This window comes from Streptomyces sp. NPDC002536, assembly GCF_053594995.1.
In genome coordinates this window covers 56,467-75,393 of sequence record NZ_JBSFWU010000017.1, presented here as the reverse complement: position 1 = coordinate 75,393, position 18,927 = coordinate 56,467, and the positions used below count along the sequence as shown (strand labels likewise).

The following is an 18,927-nucleotide window of genomic DNA, read 5'->3' as shown; positions in this document are numbered from 1 at the left end:
CCGGAAGAACGGCATAGCAGGGGCGGCAGCGCTACTCGGCGCTGCCGCCCTCGTCGTTTCCGCGGTGCCCGCACCAGCCATGGCGGCCCCCCGCGACCTCGCCGAAGTCGTCCCGGGGAAGGGCACCTCCACCCCTTCCCTCGTCGACGGCATCCGTGACCGCGCCAAGGCCACCGGCGACGCCGCCGACGCCGCCCGCGAGCACCTCGCCGACAAGCAGAGCCGCTACCACATCGGCAACCCGCAGCGTGATCTCACGCCGCTCCGGACGCAGAGCTCCGGCGCCACCGAGACCGTCCGGCTGCAGCAGAAGCACCGCGGGATCGACGTCCTCGGCGGGGAGTACGTCGTCCGGATGGAGAAGAAGGACGGCAAGCGCGTCGTCACCGGCACCTCCGGGCGGTACTTCACCCGGCTGACGGCCGGCACCAAGGCGGCCGTGCCCCAGGACGTCGCCGTCGAGCGTGCCGTCGCCGCCGTCCGGGCCCAGCTCGGCGGGCGCACGCTCGACAAGACCGACATCGCCCAGCCGGGGCGCCAGGGGCTGACCAAGTCCGCCGAGGCCCTCAGCGGCACCGCCCGCGGGCTCGTCGTGCTGCCCAAGGGCGACGGTGTGCTCACCCAGCACGTCACCGTTCGCGGCACCCACCCCGGCACCGGTGAACCGGTCCTCCGCGAGGTCTACATCGACGCCAAGGCCGGCTATCCCGTGCTGCAGTACAGCGGGATCAAGACCTTCGGGGCGGCCAGGACCGCAGCGCCTGCAAAGGCCCACGCAGTGACCGACGTCCCCGCCTCCGCCCCCGGCTCCGGCGTCAAGTACGACGGCACCACCGTCGATCTGAACCTCACCAAGGACCCCGGCCGCAACGAATACCTCATGCGTGACACCGCCCGCATGAGCAGCACCAGCCATAACGAGATCGCCACCTGGGACGCCCGCGGCAAGGACGTCGGCGAGGTCTCCGGCCGCTGGCCCGGCGGGATCAAGGAGTTCGGGTCGGCCACCCCCGCCTTCGGCGCGGACGCCACCGAGGCCGGTGCCGTCGACGCCCACTGGGCGGCCGGCAAGGTCTACGACTACTACAAGAACGTCCACGGCCGCGACAGCCTCGACGGCCGTGGCATGGCCATCAACTCCCTCGTCGGCGTCACCGAGTTCGGCTCGGCGTACATCAACGCCTTCTGGGACGGCACCAAGATGGTCTACGGCGGCGGCAACGACGAGTACAAGACGCTCTCCGCCGACCTGGACGTCGTCGGCCACGAAATGACCCACGGCGTCGTGGAGCACACCGCGAACCTCGTCTACGCCGGCCAGTCCGGCGCCCTCAACGAGGCCATCGCCGACTACTTCGGGCAGTCCATCTCCGTGGACGCCGCCGGAGTGTCCATGGACGACCCGGACTCCGGGCTCCTCGGCGGGCACCTGTGCCGCAGCAAGTCGCCCCGCGAGTGCGCCTTCCGCGACCTCAACGACGGCGCGACGACCTCGAAGAACTTCCTCGGCGTCGGCTTCGCCACCGACAACGGCGGCGTGCACCTCAACTCCACCATCTTCTCCGGCTCCTTGTGGGACATCCGCAAGGACCTCGGCGGCAAGGTCGCCGACCGCATCGTCTACAAGGCGCTGTCGGAGTACATGACGCCCCTGGACGGCTACACCGAGGGCCGCAACGCGGTCATCGCGGCGGCCAAGGACCTCGGCCTCTCCTCCGACGACGTCAACACCGTCACCCGCTCCTTCAACGCCCACGGCATCGTCCCCAACTGGGAACTGGCCCTCGGCGTCGACACCGACGTCCTGCTCGACAAGGTCAACACCGTCGAGTCGTCCGTCGGCGCGGGCGGCGGCTGGTGGACCGCGTCGCAGTCCGACGACTCCGGTACCGAGGCGTACTCGGTCTGGGCGGGACGCGCCGACGGCAAGGGCGCCCGGAAGCTCATCAGCCCCAACGACGGCCGCTACCACGTCAACCCGGTGACCGACGGCAGGACCGTCGTCTGGCTCGCGTACGGGCCGAAGAGCATCGACATCCTGGCGCGGCCGCTGGCCGGCGGGCCGATCAAGACGCTGCGGACCGGCAAGGTGGCGCTCTCCGGCGTGCGCGTCGAGGGCGACGTCGTGGTCTTCGAGGCGCCCTCGCGCATCGGCACCCGGCACGTCGGCTATCTGCGGCTGAGCGACACGGACCCGGTCTGGGTCGAGGACGAGGCCACGTACGAGTCCGCCACCGCCCTGCCCTCGATCGGCAACGGCCGCATCGCCTACGCCAAGCTCTACGCCGAGAACGGCACCTCCAAGTTCGGTACCGAGGTGCTCGACCTCAAGACCGGCAAGAAGACCCTGGCCCAGCAGCTCGGCGCGCCCGAGGGCATCGGCCAGACCGGTATCAACGGCAAGAACGTCTTCTGGCTGGCCGACGAGTCCAAGGGCACGGGGCAGATGGGCGTGCGCCGCGCGGAGGTCGACGGCACGGGTGCCCTGGACCTCGGCAAGGACAAGACCGCCGCCGCGGGGCTCTTCCCCTTCGACCTGACCGTCTCGCAGGACGCGGTGACCGTCACCTCGCAGTCGCCGGGCCTGCCGACCGGCAACCAGTCGTCGGCCAAGCTGTGGCAGTTCTCCGCGGACGGCCGGGCGCTCGGCCGGGTCTCCTGCAACCGCGGTGAACAGTTCTCCGCCGCCGCGGTCGGCGGCCGGCAGGTGGTGTGGCTCGACGGCACCACCGGCTTCACCGACCTGGTGACGCGGACCCGCCCCGCGGGCACCTGCGGCTGATCCACGACACGCCAAGGGCCCCCGGCGCCGGTGCGCCGGGGGCCCGTTCCGCTTCTCTCAGCCGTCGGCCAGCGCCTGGAGGCGGCTGAGCGAACCGTTGAAGCGGTTGTGGTCACCGACCGTGGGGCCCGAGTCGGTGTACTGCCAGATGGTGTGGAAGGACCAGCCCTTGGGGAGCTCCCCGACCGACGAGCCGTATTGCGGTATCCACAACGGATTCACCGAGCCGAACCTGCTGTAGTTCCCCATGCACTCCTTCCACCACTTGGTGGCGGTGTAGAGCACGGCCTCCCGCCCGGTGCGGCGGTAGTAGCGGTCGAAGAAGTCCCCCACCCAGTCGATCAGCTCGTCCGAGCCCATCCCGTAGCAGCTGTCCCCGTAGGGGTTCCACTCCAGGTCGAGGACGCCCGGCAGCGTCTTGTGGTCACGCGACCAGCCGCCGCCGTGCCGGGCGAAGTAGTCCGCCTGCGAGGTGCCGCTGGAGTTGTCGGGCAGGGCGAAGTGGTACGCGCCGCGGATCAGGCCGGCGTCGTACGAGCCGTCGTACTGCTGGGTGAAGTAGGGGCTGGTGTAGCTGGTGCCCTCGGTCGCCTTGACGTAGGCGAAGCGCACCCCGCTCTTCTTCAGCTTCGACCAGGAAACGTTGCCGTTGTGGCTGCTGACGTCGACGCCTTCGACGGAGGCGGACCGCGGGCCCTGGCCCTCGTCCTGACCGCGTTCGTGGTCCGGGACGGTCACGCCCATCCAGTCCTGCGCGGGGTGGGTGGGGTGCTTGGCGGGGGCGTACGACGCGTCGGCCGCACCGGGCAGGGCGATCAGCAGGGCCAGGGCGGCCAGGACGGACAGCAGGGGGGCGAGCAGCCGGGGCACCGCAGGGGGTCTGCGGCGCTCCCGGCCGGAGCAGTGCACGGGCATTGGCGTGCCTCCGGTGCCTGGGGTCGGCGGTCTAGGTTGGTATGACCATGCCATTACCGAAGCTATGGGCGCAGATACACGCCGCGACAGGGCCCCGGGGTGCTGCCGTTGGTCTAATCCTGCGAAATACTGACAGAGCTGCGGCGACGGTCCGCGGACACAAGAACTTTTCATCGGCTGAAAGCTGAAAAGGCGGAGAGGGCCTGACGTGCAGCAGACCGGTACCCCGGAGCCCGGCGAAGGCGTGGACCACGAGGAATTTCTCGCCCTGGAACGCGAGCTGGCCGTGTTCCTACGCCGGGCCCGCGCCTCGTCCGGGGAGATGGCCCGGGAGGTCCACCCCGACCTGGAGCCGGCGGCCTACGGGCTGCTGATCCGCCTCGTGGAGGCCGGGCAGCAGCGAGCCACGGACCTCGCTGCTTATTTCGGGGTCGGGAAGGCCACGATGAGCCGTCAGCTGCGGGCGCTGTGCGAGCTGGGGTTCGTCGAGCGGGAGCCGGATCCGGCCGACGGCCGGGCGTCCCTGATCCGCGTCACGGAGGAGGGCGCGGCCCGCTTCCAGCGGGTGCGGGATGCGCGGCGTGCGCAGTACATGAGCAAACTGGCCGACTGGGACCGCACCGAGATCGCGGAGCTGGCGAGGCTTTTGCATCAGCTGAACGTGAGCGCGGAGGGGTAGCCGCGCGGGGGCGGTGCGGGGCGGGTGCGGGCCCGTTGTGGTTGCTCGCGCAGTTCCCCGCGCCCCTTACGGGGCGCTACGGCACCACGTACAGCGCCGTAGCGTCATCGTGCCGCTTGCCGAGCCGTCGCGTCGTACCCCGTTCAATCGCCCGCACGCGGTCGATCAGCGACTGCGGCCCCTCCTTGGCCAACAGGGCGAGGCAATCCGCCCAGTCCCCCTCCCCGAACACCTCCACCCACCGGCTCGCCCCGTCCGTCATCGCCGCCATCGCCGTCACGGCGGCCCGCGGCACCGTCCCCGTGACCGCCCGGCCGGCCACGGCCGGGTCCGCGGCGGCCGTGAAGAAGCCGCCCTCCGCGTTGCGCTGGGCGTCCGTCACGGGACCGAGCGCGGCCAGCCGGTCGATCCGGTCGTCCCGGACGGCGCGCACCGCGCGCCCGTCCGCCAGCAGCAACACCGAGTCGGACAGCACCAGATACTCCACCCGCTCCCCGTCCCACCGCACGACGACCACCGTCGCCTGCGGCGTCCGCCGGTGCGTCAGGTCGCACGTGTCCCGATGAGCCGCGGCCGTACGGTCGATGGCGGCCGACAGGCATGCAGTGAGGGCCAGCTCCCGTTCGGCGCCCGCCAGTTGGAGCAGCGCTCCGCCCAACCGCTCGACGAACCACGGCACACCGTGCCGGCACCCCGTACCGCCGTCCTCCGGCGGTGTCACCCCGTCGAGAAGAACGAACGCTCCGTCCGCCCCTCCGCTCACCGACGCGAAATCCTCGTTCCGGCGCCCCGGAACACCCGGCTGAGTGGCGAGTTCGATACGCATGCGGCCAGTGTGCAGGATGCCGGAATTTCCCTGGCTGTTGGCGCGCATCCTTCCGGCGTGCCGGGCGGTTTACCGGGTGGGCATGCGCCGGGGGGAAGTGCGGCGCGCGCCGTCAGCAGGAACCAGGGGATCAAAAGTGAAGTTCCGGGTGGACTTCACTCCTTCGAATGAGCGGGGGAGTGAAGCAGGCCTGCCTCAGACGGGTGCTGAAAGTGTCAAATCAGTACCGCAGGACCAGGGGCGGGCGGGACGGACGCGAGCAGATTGTGAGCACCGGTGCGGAAGAAGCGGCTTCGGGGCGGCCAGCGCGAGCAGCAGACCACGGCGGTGCCGGAGCGCACCGCCCGCGTCCGCAACCGGCTTGTCGCCTCCGTGACGGTCGTGTCGCTCACGGTCGCCGGCTCCGGCGCCTTCGGCATCGCCGACGCCCCGCGGGACCGCGAAGAGTCCCAACGGCTGGCCGCGTTCGCCAAGACCGACAGTGCCGCCGTCGCGCTCGCGCACTCCCTCGCCGACGAGCGCGACGCCATGACCGCCTACGCAGCCGCGGGGCGCGGCAGTGCGCCCGCCGTGCCTGATGCCCAACGGGCCCGCGTGGACCGGCAGATCGAGGAGTTCGGGCACTCCGCCCCGGCGTCCGTGCGGGAGCTCCTCGACGGGCTCCCCGAAGTGCGCCGCAAGGCCCTCGCCGGGCCCGGTGACGCCCTGACGGTCTTCACCGCCTACACCGCCGTCGTCCAGGCCCTGCACGGGGTCAGCGGCGCGCTCGTCCACCGGCTGCCCGCCCGGGCCGCCGCGGGGGACGCGGCCGCGCTGCCTCCGCTGGGCCGCGCCGTCGAGGAGGCCTCGGCCACGCGCGGGCTGCTGCTGGCCGCCCTCGCCTCCCACGGGCACTCCGAACTCGGCGCCGCGGCCCAGCAGTCCGCGCTGCGCGAGCGGTCCGCCCTCGCCGACTTCCGGCAGCTGGCCGGGGCCGGCACCCGGGACTCGTACGCCCGCGCCGTCGGCGGCCCCGGCGTCGCCGATGCCGCCGCCCTGCTCGACCACCTCGTCACCGCCCCGCCCGCCACGGCGGCGGCCGATGCGGAGGGCGCCAGGGCGCCGGAGGAGATCCATGCGGCCCTGACCACCCGGATCGAGGCCATGCGCGGGGTCGAGTCCGGCCTCGCCACGGACGCCATGGCCCGCCTTGCCCGGCTGCGCACCCACGACCTCGAAGCCCTCGAAGTCCGCAGCGCACTGGCCGCGTTGTGCTTCCTCCTCACCCTCGGCACCGGCATCGCCGCCGCCCGCTCGGTCACCCGGCCGCTGTCCGCGCTGCGGCGCGGCGCCCGGCGCGTGTGCGCCGAGCCGCTGACGCGCGACCCGGTCGCCGTCAAGGGCCGGGACGACGAGTTCGCCGAGATCGCCCGATCGGTCAACGTGCTGCACGGCACGGTCGTCCGGCAGCGGGAGCGTATGAACTTCCTCGAAGGCGAGCGCACCCGGCTCGACGGCGCCCGGCGCGACATGGCCGAGGAGCGCGACACGCTCCGCGCCCGGCACCAGGAGCTCGACGACCGGCTGTCCTGCCTCACCGGGCGGATCCACGCCACCGTCGTCAACCTCTCGCTGCGCACCCTCGGCCTGGTCGAGCGGCAGCTGTCGGTCATCGAGTCCCTGGAGGCCCACGAGGCCGATCCCGACCGACTCGCCGTGCTGTTCAAACTTGACCACCTCGCCACGCGCATGCGCCGCCACAACGAGAACCTGCTGGTCCTCGCCGGCGCCGAACACGGCGGCGGACACACCGGGTCCGTCCCCCTGCTGGACGTCCTGCGGGCGGCCGTCAGCGAGATCGAGCGCTACGAGCGCGTCCGGATCCACTCCCTCCCCGCCCGGTCCCAGCTCGTCGGGTTCGCCGCGGACGACGTCAGCCACCTGGTGGCCGAACTGCTGGAGAACGCCACCGCGTTCTCCCCACCCGACGTCCAAGTACAGGTCTCCGGCTGGCTGCTGGAGAACGGCGAGGTCATGCTCTCCGTGCAGGACGAGGGCATCGGCATGTCCCCCGAGCGCCTGGAAGAGCTCAACTCCCTCCTCGCACAGCCCGACCCGGACCCCGGCCGGATCCCCATGGGGGTGCGCAAGCAGGGCCAGGGGCCGGGGCAGGGCGACGAGACCTCCCGTCCCGTCATGGGCCTCGGCCTGTACGTCGTCGCCCGGCTCGCCGCCCGGCACGGGGTGCGCGTCAAGCTGCGCGAGCAGCGGCCCGGCGGCATCACCGCCGTCGTGGTGCTGCCCGCCCACCTGCTGCCCGCCGACGCCCCCGCGCCCGACCCCGCCGCGGCACCGCCCGTGCCCGGCGCCGGGACGGCACCGCCCCGCGTCAACTTCCCGGGCGCCGTCGCCGAGGCCAACTCCCATACGCTGCCTGGCCGCTCCCTCCGTACGGCTGAAACCGCACACGGCTCCCCGGTCCACGCCACGGCGCCCGACGACTCCGAGCAGACGATGGAGATCCGCGCCGTACGGGACGGCCACCGCCCCCCGCCGGGCCGCCACGCCCGCCCCGGGGCACCCGCCCCCCGCCGCCCCGCGGAACCCGCCCCCGCCCCGGAGCCACCGGCCCCCCGGCCCGCACCGCCGCCCCCCGAGGCCACCGGGAACGGCCTGCCCAAGCGCACGCCGAAGGCCGTGGCCCAGAAGCCCGTGCCGCTCAGCGTGCGGCACGGCGTGGACGCCGAGGCGCTGCGCCGCAAGCTCGCCGGATTCCAGCAGGGCGCCCGGGACGGACGGCGCGACGTCGAGGCGGAGTTGACGGAACGTGATATTGGTCGGCGTCGCACGGGGGCATCGGACGACGGCGGCGGCACTGTCGAGGAGGCACGCGGTTGACTGCATTTTCCCAGGGGGCGACGCCCGTCACCCCCGTCGGCACCATGGACACCACGCTCGGGGGACTGAGCAGCGAAGCCCGCAATCTGCACTGGCTGCTGACCGATCTGGTCGAGGAGGTCGCGGGCGTGCTGTCCGTCGCCGTCGTCTCCTCGGACGGGCTGCTGCTCCTCTCCTCCCACCCATCCCACCCGGTCTCCTCCCACCCGTCCCACCAGGACCGGCAGCCGGCCGCGGGGCCGGACCGGGAGGAGGGCCCGCGCGGCTCCACCGCCGACCTGGCCACCATCGTCGCCGGGCTCGGCAGCCTGACCACGGGGGCGGCGACGCTGATGGACGGCGGCCCGGTCAAGCAGACCATGGTCGCCATGGACCACGGCAGCCTGTTCGTGATGACCATCAGCGACGGCTCGCTGCTGGGCGTCCACACCGCCCCCGACTGCGACATGAGCGTCGTCGCCTACCACATGGCGCTCTTCGTGGGCCGGGCCGGACACGTGCTCACCCCCGAACTCCGGCGCGAACTGCGCCGGTCGGCGGAGGCGGTCAGGTGACTGCCGCACCGGTCATCTCCGCCGTCGGCCCGGTCGCCCGCGCGGCCGCGCCGGGCCGGGGAACGGCGCGCGTCCGCCCGTACTCGCTCACCGGCGGACGCACCCGCTTCGGCCATGTGCTGCTCGTGGAGACCTTCGTGGCGGCCTCGGCCGACCCCGACGAGGAGCCCGCACCGGCCCCCGGCGGGCTGGCCGCCCGGGTGATGCCCGAGGTCCGCGCCATCGTCGGGCTGTGCAGGAGGCTGCGCTCGGTCGCCGAGGTCTCCGCACTGCTGAAGATGCCGCTGGGCGTGGTGCGGGTGCTCCTCGGCGACCTCGCAGACCAGGGAAGGATCCGCGTCTACGGCACCGGTGACGCCACCGGACGGCCCGACCGCGCGTTGCTCGAAAGGGTGCAGAGTGGACTACGCAGGCTCTGACACGACAACGGGACCCGAAGCGGACCACCAGGGCCCGCGGAGCTGGCAGACCGACCGCTCCCGAGCCCCCGCCGTCACCAAGATCGTCATCGCGGGCGGCTTCGGCGTCGGCAAGACCACGTTCGTCGGCTCCGTCTCGGAGATCACCCCGCTGCGCACCGAGGCCGTCATGACGGAGGCGGGCGAGGCCGTGGACGACTTCGAGGCCGTCCCCGACAAGGGCACCACCACCGTCGCCATGGACTTCGGGCGCATCACGCTCGAATCCGACCTGGTGCTCTACCTGTTCGGCACCCCCGGCCAGAAACGGTTCTGGTTCATGTGGGACGACCTGGTGCGCGGGGCCATCGGGGCGGTGGTGATGGTCGACACCCGGCGCCTGGAGGACTGTTTCCCCGCCCTCGACTACTTCGAGAGCGGCGGGCTGCCCTACATCGTCGCCGTCAACCACTTCGAGGGCACGGCCCGTTACGAGCCCGAAGTGGTGCGCGAGGCACTGTCCCTGCCCGCGCAGGTGCCGGTGCTGGTGATGGACGCCCGCAAGCGGATCACCGTCGTCGACACCCTGCTCACCCTCGTCGGCAGGGCCCTGGAAATCACCCCCGGACGCCACTGAGATGCGCCGGATCCTCATAGTCGGAGCCGGCCAGGCCGGCCTCCAACTCGCCCTGGGACTCCAGGCACGGAACTACGACGTGACGCTCATGTCGCACCGCTCGCCCGACGAGATCCGCTCCGGCCGCGTCATGTCCACCCAGGTGATGTTCCATACGGCCCTGCAGCACGAGCGCGGCCTCGGCCTCCACTTCTGGGAGGACCGGGCCCCGCGCATCGAGGGCCTCGGCGTCTCCATGGCCGGCACGGTGGCCGGCCGGCCCGGGGTCCGGCGCGTGGTCGACTGGGCCGGCCGGCTGGACCGTTGGGCCCAGTCCGTCGACCAGCGGCTGAAGATGGCGGGCTGGCTGGAGACCTTCGCCGAGCGCGGCGGCCGGGTCGTCGTGCACGGCGTCGCCGTCTCCGACCTCGACTTCCTGGCCCACCGCTACGACCTGGTGCTGATCGCGGCCGGCAAGGGCGAACTCGCCTCGCTCTTCGCCCGCGACCCCGCCCGCTCCCCGTACACCGCACCGCAGCGCTGCCTCGCGCTCGCCTACGTCCACGGCCTGGGCCCGCGCCCGGAACACCCCGAGTACGACGCCGTCCGCTGCAACCTCGTGCCCGGCGTCGGCGAGCTGTGGGTGATCCCCGCACTCACCGCCTCCGGCCGCGCCGACATCCTCTTCTGGGAGGGCGTACCCGGCGGCCCGCTGGACGTCTTCCGCCGGGCCGAGGGCCCCGGCGAACACCTGGCCCGGACGCTGGAGCTGATGGAGCGGTTCACGCCGTGGGAGTACGGGCGCGCCACGGCCGTCGAACTCACGGACGCGCAGGCCACGTTGGCCGGCCGCTACACCCCCGCCGTGCGCGAGCCGGTGGGCCTGCTGCCCTCGGGGGTGCCGGTGCTCGGCGCCGGGGACGCCGTCGTGATCAACGACCCGGTCGCCGTGCAGGGCGCCAACTCGGCGGCCAAGTGCGCCGCCGTCTACCTCGCCGCGATCACCGAGCGCGGGGAGGCGCCGTTCGACGCGGCCTGGATGCGGGCGACGTTCGCCCGCTGGTGGGCGGGGGCTCGGCATGCGACGAAGTGGACGAACGCGATGTTGGCACCGTTGCCGGTGCACGTTCGCGACCTGTTCGGCGCCGCTGCCGGCTTGCAGCCGGTTGCCGATCGCTTTGCGAACGGGTTCGATGATCCGGCGGATTTTGACGAGTGGTTCTACGAACCGGCCAGAGCGAAGGAGTATCTGGCTCGGGTGCGGGCCGGTTGTGGCTTGTCGCGCCCACGCGGCGGAGCCGCATAATATTGCAGCCCCGCGCCCCTGACGGGGCGCGGCGCGAGGTTGCTTCAGCCGCTGGGCGGTTCGTACGAAGCCAGCGCCGGCGCCCCCGCATCCGGCCGCACGGCCCCCAGCAACGGATTCCCCGCCACCGGCGAGATCTTCACCCGGTCGCCCGTCCGGGGTGCCTGTATCACCATGCCGTTGCCGATGTAGAGCGCGACGTGCGTGGCGCCCTCGAAGTACAACACCAGGTCACCCGGCCGCAGTTCGCTCAGCGGCACCCTGGGCAGGGAGGCCCACTGCTCCTGGCTGGTGCGCGGTATCGCATCGCCCGCGTGGGCCCAGGCCTGGGAGGTGAGACCGGAGCAGTCGAAGGACTCGGGGCCCTCGGCGCCCCACAGGTACGGCTTGCCCAGCTGCCGGTAGGCGAAGTCGATCGCCTTGGCGCCCGCTGCGGACGGGGCACGGGAGCCGATCAGGGGAGCGGAGGCGAGGAACCGGCGCTGGGCGTCGTCCGCCTGGCCGGCCTCCAGGCGCTGGAGCTCGGCGAGCTGTGCGCCGTTGAGGGAGGAGAGCAGCCGCTCGACGTCGGAGAGCCGCTTCTGCACCGTGTCGCGCTGCTGCTTCTGTGTGGCCGCCAGGGTCTGCTGCACGTTGAGGGCGTCGCGGGCCTCGGAGGCGAGCGTGGCGGAGCGCTTCTCGCCGGCCGTCAGCCGGTCGACGGTGACGGCCCGGCGGTCGGCGGCCCTGTGCCACTGGTGGCTCTGGTCGAGGGCCTGCTGCGGGTCGCCGCTGAGGAGGAAGGTCACATACGGGGAGAGCGGGCTCGCGGTGCCGCGGTACTGCTCGCGGGCGAGCCGGCCCGCGGCGTCCCGGCTCGCGGTGAGCGCGATCCGGGTCTCGGCGAGGTCCTCGTTGAGCTTGTCGGTCTTGGCTCTCTGCTTCTTCAGTTTCTCCTCGGTGGCGTTGTAGGCCTCGGAGGCCTCCTCGGTCTTCTGGTACAGCGACCGGAGCTGGGCGAGGAGAGCGCCGACCGGCTGCGTGGGCGGCGGCGCCGGGGCTGCGGAGGCGGGCGGTGCGAGGGCGGTGGCGGTCGCGCCGGCGGCCAGCGCGATGATGCAGATGGAACGCACGAACCGTCCTGACACGGGCTCACCTCCGGTGTGGGGCAGCGTGATCGTGCCCGGAGGAGGATCGTGCCATGCGCGGTGCGATTAATCGCAATCGTGTGGGTGAGCGGGTGCGGACCGTCCGTGGTTGCTCGCGCCCACGCGGCGGAGCCGCAAATCAAAACAGCCCCGCGCCCCTTACGGGGCGCGTACCCCCTACCCCTCGTACACGTACTTCCACCCCTTGGGCAGTCCAAGCCGCCGCGTCGTCGCGGCAGGAACCCGCCGGTAGACCAGTACGGTCGGCGCCCCGCCGTCCTCGCCGGCCGGCACAGGGATCCGGTACACCTTGGGCGGCAACCCATTGAGCCCGACCAGCACCGGCAGCACCCGCCCGTCCATGGGCCCACCCTCGAAGGGCGTCTTCTCGCTTCTCACGACCCCAGTCTCTCCCCCCGCGGCACCAGGTGCCGCAGATAGGCCTCCGGGTCCGACAGGTACCGCCGCCAGTGGTCCACCAGGAGCAGGTCCTTCCACTCCACCGGCTGGATGCCGTGCTCCCCGACCTCCAGGATCCGTGCGCCGGGGGTGGCCGCCAGCACGGGGGAGTGCGTCGCGCAGATGACCTGGGCGCCCGTCCGGCCCAGCCGGTGCATGAGTGCGACCAGCTGCATGCACGACGAGAAGGACAGCGCCGCCTCCGGCTCGTCCATCACGTACAGCCCCGGCTCCTTGAACATGGCCTCGAAGACCGTGAGGAAGCCCTCCCCGTGGCTCATCTCGGAGGTGTTCTCCTCCCAGTACCCCGGCAGGCCCCAGACCGTCTCCATCAGGCCGAAGGCGGTCTCGGCGCGCAGGAAGTAGCCCTTCTTCCTCCTGCGCGGGCCGGAGGCCATGCGGCTGCCCGCCCGGGTGAGGTCCAGCCGCATGGCCGAGCCCAGCTCCGACGGCGGGCGGTCGTTGCCGTACTTGCGGCCGGCCCGGCCGCCGCGGCCGTCCAGCCCGTACGCCTCCGCCACCGCCTCGACGAGGGTCGACTTGCCCGAGCCGTTCTCCCCGACCAGGAAGGTGACGGGGGCCTCGAAGGCGATCCCGCCGCCGAGCAGTTCCCGCACACAGGGCACGGACCAGGGCCAGCCGTCGCGCGCGCCGTCCTCGACGAGCTCCGGGGGTACGTAGGCGCGGTTCACGAGCATGGGTACGAGCGTAGGTGCGGGGTCCGACAACGGGTTCAGGACAGCAGGTGCCCCGCCTCCCCGAACAGCGGCACCGCGCGCCGGGCCAGCCGCCCGGCCGCGCCCTCGGCCGGTTCCCGGGCGAAGGCGGCGCGAGCCACCTCCGCCGCCTGGGCGTCGCTCGCCGCGGTCGCCGTCAGCAGGGCCACGAAGTGGTCCACGAGCCAGTCGCGGAGTTCGTCCCGGGGCGGCTGCTTCTCCTCGTCCAGCCAGATCAGCGACGCCGCCTCGACGGCCGTGATCCACGTCCGCACCATCATGCGCAGCCGTGGCCCGGGCTCCGGCACGGACAGGTGCTTGAGGATCTGGGCGGCGGCCGCCTTGCGGACCCCGTCCACGATGGCGCCGGTGCGGGAGGTCCCGGTGACGCTGCCGCCCTGCAGCAGGGCGCTGAAGCCCGCGTCGTGCTCGTCGACGAACCCGAGGTAGCGGTCGAGCGCGGCCCCGAGGCGGCGTGTGAGGGGGCCCGACTGGGTCTCGGCGAAGCACAGTTCGAGGTCGCCGGCGGCGCTGCGCAGAGCCGCCTCGTACAACTGCTGCTTGCCGCCCGGGAAGTAGCGGTACACCAGCGGCCGGGAGACCTCGGCGGCGGCCGCGACGTCGTCCAGCGAGACCTCTTCCGGGGCGCGGTGGGCGAAGAGCCCGAGCGCGGCGGCGATCAGCTGTGCCCGGCGCTCGGCGACGCCCAGCCTGCGGTAGGTGGTGCGGACGGCCCCGGTCATGCCCCGCAGGGTACCCGTCAGGCCAGCAGGCCCGAGCTCTTCCACAGTCTCCGGCCGGTGCCGCGCAGCACGCCGATCTCGTCGAGGAAGTCGGTCAGCCGTTTCGCGCCCGCCTGCATCACCTCGCGCCGGTGGCCGCTGGCCCGTACCTGGGCGACGGCCTCGCGGCGGTCGAGGCCCACGTTGGTGTAGACGGCGGGGTTGACGAAGGCGAACGCGAAGATGCGTGCGGCCTCGCCCGAGCTGACGCGGGTCAACGCGGCCTCCCAGCGCGGCGCGGTGACCATCTGGCGTCGCAACTCCTCGCGGGCGTACCGCACATGGCGGGCCTCCTCGATGACGTGGATGCGGGTGACGCCGCGCACCAGGGTCTGTACCCGTTCGTCGGGGAAGGTCAGCCGCTGCATGTAATCGAGGATCTCCTCGCCCAGCAGGGTCATGGCGAACGCACCCGGTGTGGTGGTGATCGTCTTGGCCACGCGGCCGAGTGCGTGGTGCAGCCCGGAGACCGGGTAGGCGGGGGCGCCGCTCTTCTGGATCATGCGGGCGAACATCTTGGAGTGCCGGCACTCGTCGGCGATCTCGGTGAGCGCGTAGCGCACGTGGGCGCTGGTGAGCGGCTTGTCGTAGATGTGCCGGACCAGCAGCTGCATCAGGATGATCTCGAACCAGATGCCCAGCGAGGCCAGCGCCGCGGCCTCGTGCCGGGCGAGCTCCATGCGCTGCTCCTCCGGCATCCGCCGCCACAGCGGGGTGCCGTAGAGCGAGAGCAGCTCCGGGGGCCAGTACCACTTGCCGTCCTCGGGCGGTGCGTCCCAGTCGAGTTCGGCGTCGGGGTCGAAGGAGTGCCGTGCGGAGGACTCCAGCAGGCGCTGTGCGACCCGTTCGCGGTCCCTGAGCGGGCCGAGGGCGTCGTGGCCGGGGGCGTCGTGGCCGGTCGTGGTGGTCATGGCCGATGCCTCCTCATCTGCGGGGCGTCCGGGGTGCGTTGAGGGGTTACCGACGGTCGCAGTCTTATGAGACTGTTCGTCAACAAGGGAAGTCAACCCCTGCGACGCCACAGGAGGCCGCGACGATGACGACACCCGCCCGCCCCGACGGCACCGCCTGGGAGGTCCCGGCGACCGGGGCCGCCCGCTTCAGCTGGGACTACGACGACGGACGCGAACGCCTCCTGGCCCTCTACCAGAAGGGCAAGGACAAGCAGTGGGACGCCGTCACGCGCATCGACTGGGACCAGGAGGTCGACCCGGACGACCCGCTGGGCATCCCCGACGCCAACCTGCCGGTGTACGGCAGCCGGTACTGGGACCGCATGAGCGCGGCCGACCGCCGCCGCCTCCGCCGCCACTACGCCGCCTGGCAGTTCAGCCAGTTCCTGCACGGCGAGCAGGGGGCGCTGGTGTGCGCCGCCCGCATCGTGGAGTCCGTGCCCGACCTGGACGCGAAGTTCTACTCCGCCACCCAGGCCATGGACGAGGCCCGGCACGTGGAGATCTACAGCCGGTTCCTGCGCGAGAAGATCGGGATGCGCTACCCCGTCAACCCCAGCCTGCAGGCCCTGCTGGACGACACCCTGCGCGACTCCCGCTGGGACATGCCCTACCTGGGCATGCAGGTCCTCATCGAGGGCCTGGCCCTCGCCGCCTTCGGCCTGCTGCGGGACGTGACGGACAGACCGCTCCCCAAGCAGATCCTCGCCTACGTGATGCAGGACGAGGCCCGGCACGTCGCCTTCGGCCGCATGGCGCTGCGCGACCACTACCGGCAGCTGACGGACGCGGAGCGGCGCGAGCGCGAGGAGTTCGTGATCGAGGGCTGCCTGCTGATGCGCGACCGGCTGCGCGGCGACGAGGTGCTGACGGATTTCGGGATACCCGCGGCCGACGCGGTGGAGCTGAGCGAGCGGTCGGAGTACCTGCAGGTGTTCCGCAGGCTGCTGTTCAGCCGCATCGTGCCCTGTGTGAAGGACATCGGCCTGTGGGGCGAACGACTGCAGCAGGCCTACGTCGACATGGGCGTCTTCGGGATGGGCGATGCGAACCTCGACCTCCTCATGGCCCAGGACGAGGAGATCGCCGAACAGCTCGACGCACAACGGTTCGCCCGGGAGGAGGCGGCCCGCACGGCGGAGGTCGCCGAGACGATCGCGAACGGATAACAAAGTCGGGGTAATTGGGGACGATTCATGGGTGGGGTGCCGGTTCTGCCGTCATCCTGTGAGGGAGGGCGTGCGGGGGAACGTCCTGCGGTAAGCCGCCGTCTACGAGCAGGAGAAGGCAGACGGGCGCTCCAGGGGGAGGCTGCTCATGGCTCGAACGACCGGCAGGAATCGGTACATCGCCATAGTGGCGGTGTCCGTCGTGGCGCTCAGCGGAGTGATAACGGGATCCTTGGCCAAGGCCACCGAGTACGCACGAGCCGCTCCCGCCTCCGGCCCGGAGGAGGCGTCCCCGGTCCCCCGGGACCCCACGGCCCCGCGGGAACTGACTCCCGAGCCCGCCGCGACGCCCACCGGCTCCGCCTCCGCCACGCCCGGCGACGGCCCGGTGGCCTCGTCGATCACGCACGACACCGAGGCCGGCGGCAGGTCCGTGAGCATCACGGTCGACGACGGGCCCGACCCCGTCTGGACCCCCAAGGTGCTGGCCCTGCTGAAGAAGTACGACGTCAAGGCCGTCTTCTGCATGATCGGCCCGGAGGCGAGGGCCCGCCCGGACCTGGTCCGCAAGGTGCTCGCCGACGGTCACCGCCTCTGCGACCACTCCGTCGACCACAACACGGCCATGGACCAGCGCTCCGAGTCCTACCAGGAGCAACAGGTCCTCGACGCCCAGCAGATGATCGAGAAGGCGGCGGGCGACGGCGTACCGATCCACTACTACCGGGCCCCCGGCGGCGCCTTCACCCCCTACAGCCGCGGCCTGGCGGCCCGGCACGGCATGCGCCCGCTCGGCTGGAGCGTCGACACCCGCGACTGGGAACGCCCCGGCGTCGACCACATCGTCAAGGCGATCGAGCAGGGCCTGACCGACGGCCCGATCGTCCTCGTCCACGACGGCGGCGGCGACCGCGGGCAGACGATCGCCGCACTGGAACAGGCGATTCCGTGGCTGAAGGAGCACGGGTACGTGTTCAGTTTCCCGAAGGTCTGACGGGAGAGACGGCAAAGGCCCGTTCCGAGTGATCGGAACGGGCCTTCGGCCTCATGTGCGCTCGGCAGGATTCGAACCTGCAACCTCTTGATCCGTAGTCAAGTGCTCTATCCGTTAAGCTACGAGCGCTTATGTACCGCAGAAGACCGTGAGGCCTGATGCGGATTCTTTTCGCACCTCATGCGAGGTGCCCCCGGCAGGATTCGAACCTGCGCACACGGCTCCGGAGGCCGTTGCTCTATCCCCTGAGCTACGGGGGCTTGTCTTGCCTGTCGTCCGCTCGCTCGCGGCGACAGGTAGAACATTAGCAGCTCCGGAGGGGTGCCCCGCAACGAGTGATCGTCTGCGGCCGGCGGGCTCGCTCGCAGGGGGGTCGGAAGTGGGGAAAACCCGGACGCAGCGTGGGGGGCGCGCCTACTCTCGGGGTGTGCCTGGCTTGTCCGGCCGGGTCCTTGTTGTGGACGACAACAGGGTCATCCGGCAGTTGATCAGGGTCAACCTGGAGCTGGAGGGCTTCGAGGTGGTGACCGCGGCCGACGGTGCCGAGTGCCTGGAGATCGTGCACCGGGTGCGGCCCGACGTGGTGACCCTGGACGTCGTGATGCCCCGGCTCGACGGGCTGCTCACCGCCGCCCGGCTGCGGGCCGACCCGCGCACCCGGGACATACCCGTGGCCATCATCAGCGCCTGCACCCGGTGGGAGCAGGAGAGCGGGCGGTCCGCGGGGGTGGATGCGTTTCTGGCCAAACCCTTCGAGCCCGCGGAAATGGTCCGCCTCGTCCGCGGCCTGGCACGGCACCGCGCAGCGGCGACGGAGGCGGTGGCCCCGCCGGACGCGGGCACGACGAAGTGCGGTGCGTGACCGCGCCCCGTGCGCGACCGGCCACAGACAACCCGCAGTTGCAGAACCGCCCACCCGGCGGAGCGCATAGGCTGACCTTGTGACCCCCGCCGATGTCTCCCGCACCGTGCTGCACACCGTGCGCTGCGCCGTCGAGGCCGACGAGCTGCGCGCCGCCGTGCCGTCGCGGGTCACCGTGCGCGTTCCGCCCCGCCCGGACTGCGGCGACTACGCCACCAACATCGCGCTGCGGCTCGCGAAGGACAGCGGCCGCCCCGCCCGCGAAGTGGCCGAGATCCTGCGCCGCCGGCTCGCCGCGGAGCCCGGCATCGCCCGGGTGGACATCGCCGAACCGGGCTTCCTCAACATCACGCTGGCGAGCGCCCCCCAGGCGCGCATCGTCCGCAGCCTGCTCCGGGCCGAAGGCCCCGGCGAGCCACTGGACCTCCCCCCGCCCCCGCCGGACCTCCTCGCCCGCCTCGGCCCCGACGCCGCCCGCTGGAGCCTGCTCTCCCCGCCCGGCCTCGACCGCGACCTGCTCCTCGTCCAGCGCGAGAGCAACCCCCTCTTCCGCGTCCGGTACGCCCACGCCCGTACCGCCGCCCTGCTGCGCAACGCCCGTGACCTCGGCTTCGGGCCGCAGCTCACGGACGACGCCGCGGAGCTCGCCGACGGCGCGGGGCCGCTGTTCGCCGCCCTCGCCGACCACCCCCGCATCGCCGCCGCCCGCGACGCAGCCCGGCTCGCCCGGCACCTGGAGCGGCTCGCCGACGCCTTCCTGCGGTGGCAGGCCGACTGTCCGGTGCTGCCGCGCGGAGAGGAGAAACCCTCGGCCGTCCACCGAGCCCGCCTGGCCGTCGCCGAGGCCACGGGCAAGGTGCTGGCCGACGGCCTCCACCAGCTCGGCGTCACCGCACCCGCACACCTCTGAGG

At 72.3% G+C, this 18,927-nt stretch carries 18 protein-coding genes and 2 tRNA genes; 11 read left to right on the top strand and 9 right to left on the bottom strand.

What is annotated here, in order from left to right:
- Window positions 1–79: 79 nt before the first annotated feature.
- The gene (locus ACWD4B_RS09315; RefSeq protein WP_451420207.1) at window positions 80–2,782 is read left to right on the top strand and encodes a M4 family metallopeptidase; all 2,703 of its coding nucleotides are present in this window, start codon (window positions 80–82) and stop codon (window positions 2,780–2,782) included.
- A gap of 57 nt (window positions 2,783–2,839) precedes the next feature.
- Here the strand turns inward: ACWD4B_RS09315 and ACWD4B_RS09310 are convergent, their stop codons facing one another.
- The gene (locus tag ACWD4B_RS09310; protein WP_451420192.1) at window positions 2,840–3,697 is read right to left on the bottom strand and encodes a lysozyme; all 858 of its coding nucleotides are present in this window, start codon (window positions 3,695–3,697) and stop codon (window positions 2,840–2,842) included.
- A 208-nt stretch (window positions 3,698–3,905) separates the two neighbouring features.
- Here ACWD4B_RS09310 and ACWD4B_RS09305 point away from each other — a divergent pair, with 208 nt between their 5' ends.
- The gene (locus ACWD4B_RS09305) at window positions 3,906–4,376 is read left to right on the top strand and encodes a MarR family winged helix-turn-helix transcriptional regulator (RefSeq protein ID WP_451420191.1); all 471 of its coding nucleotides are present in this window, start codon (window positions 3,906–3,908) and stop codon (window positions 4,374–4,376) included.
- A 76-nt stretch (window positions 4,377–4,452) separates the two neighbouring features.
- Here ACWD4B_RS09305 and ACWD4B_RS09300 read toward each other — a convergent pair whose 3' ends face one another.
- Window positions 4,453–5,202, bottom strand: a complete 750-nt coding sequence (locus tag ACWD4B_RS09300) for a protein phosphatase 2C domain-containing protein (protein ID WP_451420190.1) — start codon at window positions 5,200–5,202, stop codon at window positions 4,453–4,455.
- 276 nt (window positions 5,203–5,478) lie between these two features.
- Here ACWD4B_RS09300 and ACWD4B_RS09295 point away from each other — a divergent pair, with 276 nt between their 5' ends.
- Genes ACWD4B_RS09295 through ACWD4B_RS09275 form a run of 5 tightly spaced genes read left to right on the top strand, consistent with a single transcriptional unit; the run spans window position 5,479 to window position 10,953 of the window.
- Window positions 5,479–8,079: a sensor histidine kinase gene (locus ACWD4B_RS09295; RefSeq protein ID WP_451420189.1), complete on the top strand. Its 2,601-nt coding sequence runs from the start codon at window positions 5,479–5,481 to the stop codon at window positions 8,077–8,079.
- A gap of 44 nt (window positions 8,080–8,123) precedes the next feature.
- A complete protein-coding gene (locus ACWD4B_RS09290; protein ID WP_451420206.1) occupies window positions 8,124–8,633 on the top strand; it encodes a roadblock/LC7 domain-containing protein in 510 nt (169 codons plus the stop codon).
- 14 nt (window positions 8,634–8,647) lie between these two features.
- On the top strand, window positions 8,648–9,052 hold the full coding sequence (locus ACWD4B_RS09285) for a DUF742 domain-containing protein (RefSeq protein WP_336413617.1): 405 nt from the start codon (window positions 8,648–8,650) through the stop codon (window positions 9,050–9,052).
- A complete protein-coding gene (locus ACWD4B_RS09280) occupies window positions 9,033–9,668 on the top strand; it encodes a GTP-binding protein (RefSeq protein WP_390776542.1) in 636 nt (211 codons plus the stop codon). The genes ACWD4B_RS09285 and ACWD4B_RS09280 overlap by 20 nt, the downstream gene beginning before the upstream one ends.
- Window position 9,669: 1 nt before the next feature.
- On the top strand, window positions 9,670–10,953 hold the full coding sequence (locus tag ACWD4B_RS09275; protein WP_451420188.1) for a styrene monooxygenase/indole monooxygenase family protein: 1,284 nt from the start codon (window positions 9,670–9,672) through the stop codon (window positions 10,951–10,953).
- 44 nt (window positions 10,954–10,997) lie between these two features.
- Here ACWD4B_RS09275 and ACWD4B_RS09270 read toward each other — a convergent pair whose 3' ends face one another.
- The 5 genes from ACWD4B_RS09270 to ACWD4B_RS09250 all read right to left on the bottom strand — a co-directional run bounded on the left by ACWD4B_RS09270 (window position 10,998) and on the right by ACWD4B_RS09250 (window position 14,948).
- The gene (locus ACWD4B_RS09270; RefSeq protein ID WP_451420187.1) at window positions 10,998–12,080 is read right to left on the bottom strand and encodes a C40 family peptidase; all 1,083 of its coding nucleotides are present in this window, start codon (window positions 12,078–12,080) and stop codon (window positions 10,998–11,000) included.
- A 177-nt stretch (window positions 12,081–12,257) separates the two neighbouring features.
- Complete coding sequence (locus ACWD4B_RS09265) at window positions 12,258–12,479, bottom strand: hypothetical protein (protein ID WP_414167953.1); 222 nt, start codon at window positions 12,477–12,479, stop codon at window positions 12,258–12,260.
- Entirely contained in the window at window positions 12,476–13,237 is a 762-nt protein-coding gene (locus tag ACWD4B_RS09260) for an AAA family ATPase (protein WP_451420186.1), read from the bottom strand. The genes ACWD4B_RS09265 and ACWD4B_RS09260 overlap by 4 nt, the downstream gene beginning before the upstream one ends.
- Before the next feature lie 35 nt (window positions 13,238–13,272).
- Window positions 13,273–13,998: a TetR/AcrR family transcriptional regulator gene (locus ACWD4B_RS09255; protein ID WP_451420185.1), complete on the bottom strand. Its 726-nt coding sequence runs from the start codon at window positions 13,996–13,998 to the stop codon at window positions 13,273–13,275.
- Window positions 13,999–14,015: 17 nt separating this feature from the next.
- Window positions 14,016–14,948: an AurF N-oxygenase family protein gene (locus ACWD4B_RS09250; RefSeq protein WP_451420184.1), complete on the bottom strand. Its 933-nt coding sequence runs from the start codon at window positions 14,946–14,948 to the stop codon at window positions 14,016–14,018.
- 125 nt (window positions 14,949–15,073) lie between these two features.
- On the opposite strand from ACWD4B_RS09250, the gene ACWD4B_RS09245 reads away from it, so the two are divergent.
- On the top strand, window positions 15,074–16,159 hold the full coding sequence (locus ACWD4B_RS09245) for a ferritin-like domain-containing protein (RefSeq protein WP_451420183.1): 1,086 nt from the start codon (window positions 15,074–15,076) through the stop codon (window positions 16,157–16,159).
- A 148-nt stretch (window positions 16,160–16,307) separates the two neighbouring features.
- The gene (locus ACWD4B_RS09240) at window positions 16,308–17,153 is read left to right on the top strand and encodes a polysaccharide deacetylase family protein (RefSeq protein WP_451420182.1); all 846 of its coding nucleotides are present in this window, start codon (window positions 16,308–16,310) and stop codon (window positions 17,151–17,153) included.
- 56 nt (window positions 17,154–17,209) lie between these two features.
- Here ACWD4B_RS09240 and ACWD4B_RS09235 read toward each other — a convergent pair.
- Both ACWD4B_RS09235 and ACWD4B_RS09230 read right to left on the bottom strand, forming a co-directional pair.
- Window positions 17,210–17,282, bottom strand: a tRNA-Arg gene (locus ACWD4B_RS09235).
- A gap of 59 nt (window positions 17,283–17,341) precedes the next feature.
- A tRNA-Arg gene (locus ACWD4B_RS09230) sits at window positions 17,342–17,413 on the bottom strand.
- A 167-nt stretch (window positions 17,414–17,580) separates the two neighbouring features.
- Here ACWD4B_RS09230 and ACWD4B_RS09225 point away from each other — a divergent pair.
- Together ACWD4B_RS09225 and nrtL are read left to right on the top strand one after the other, a co-directional pair.
- Window positions 17,581–18,015, top strand: a complete 435-nt coding sequence (locus tag ACWD4B_RS09225) for a response regulator (protein ID WP_451420181.1) — start codon at window positions 17,581–17,583, stop codon at window positions 18,013–18,015.
- A 79-nt stretch (window positions 18,016–18,094) separates the two neighbouring features.
- A complete protein-coding gene (gene nrtL / locus ACWD4B_RS09220; protein WP_451420180.1) occupies window positions 18,095–18,925 on the top strand; it encodes an ArgS-related anticodon-binding protein NrtL in 831 nt (276 codons plus the stop codon).
- Window positions 18,926–18,927: the final 2 nt, after the last annotated feature.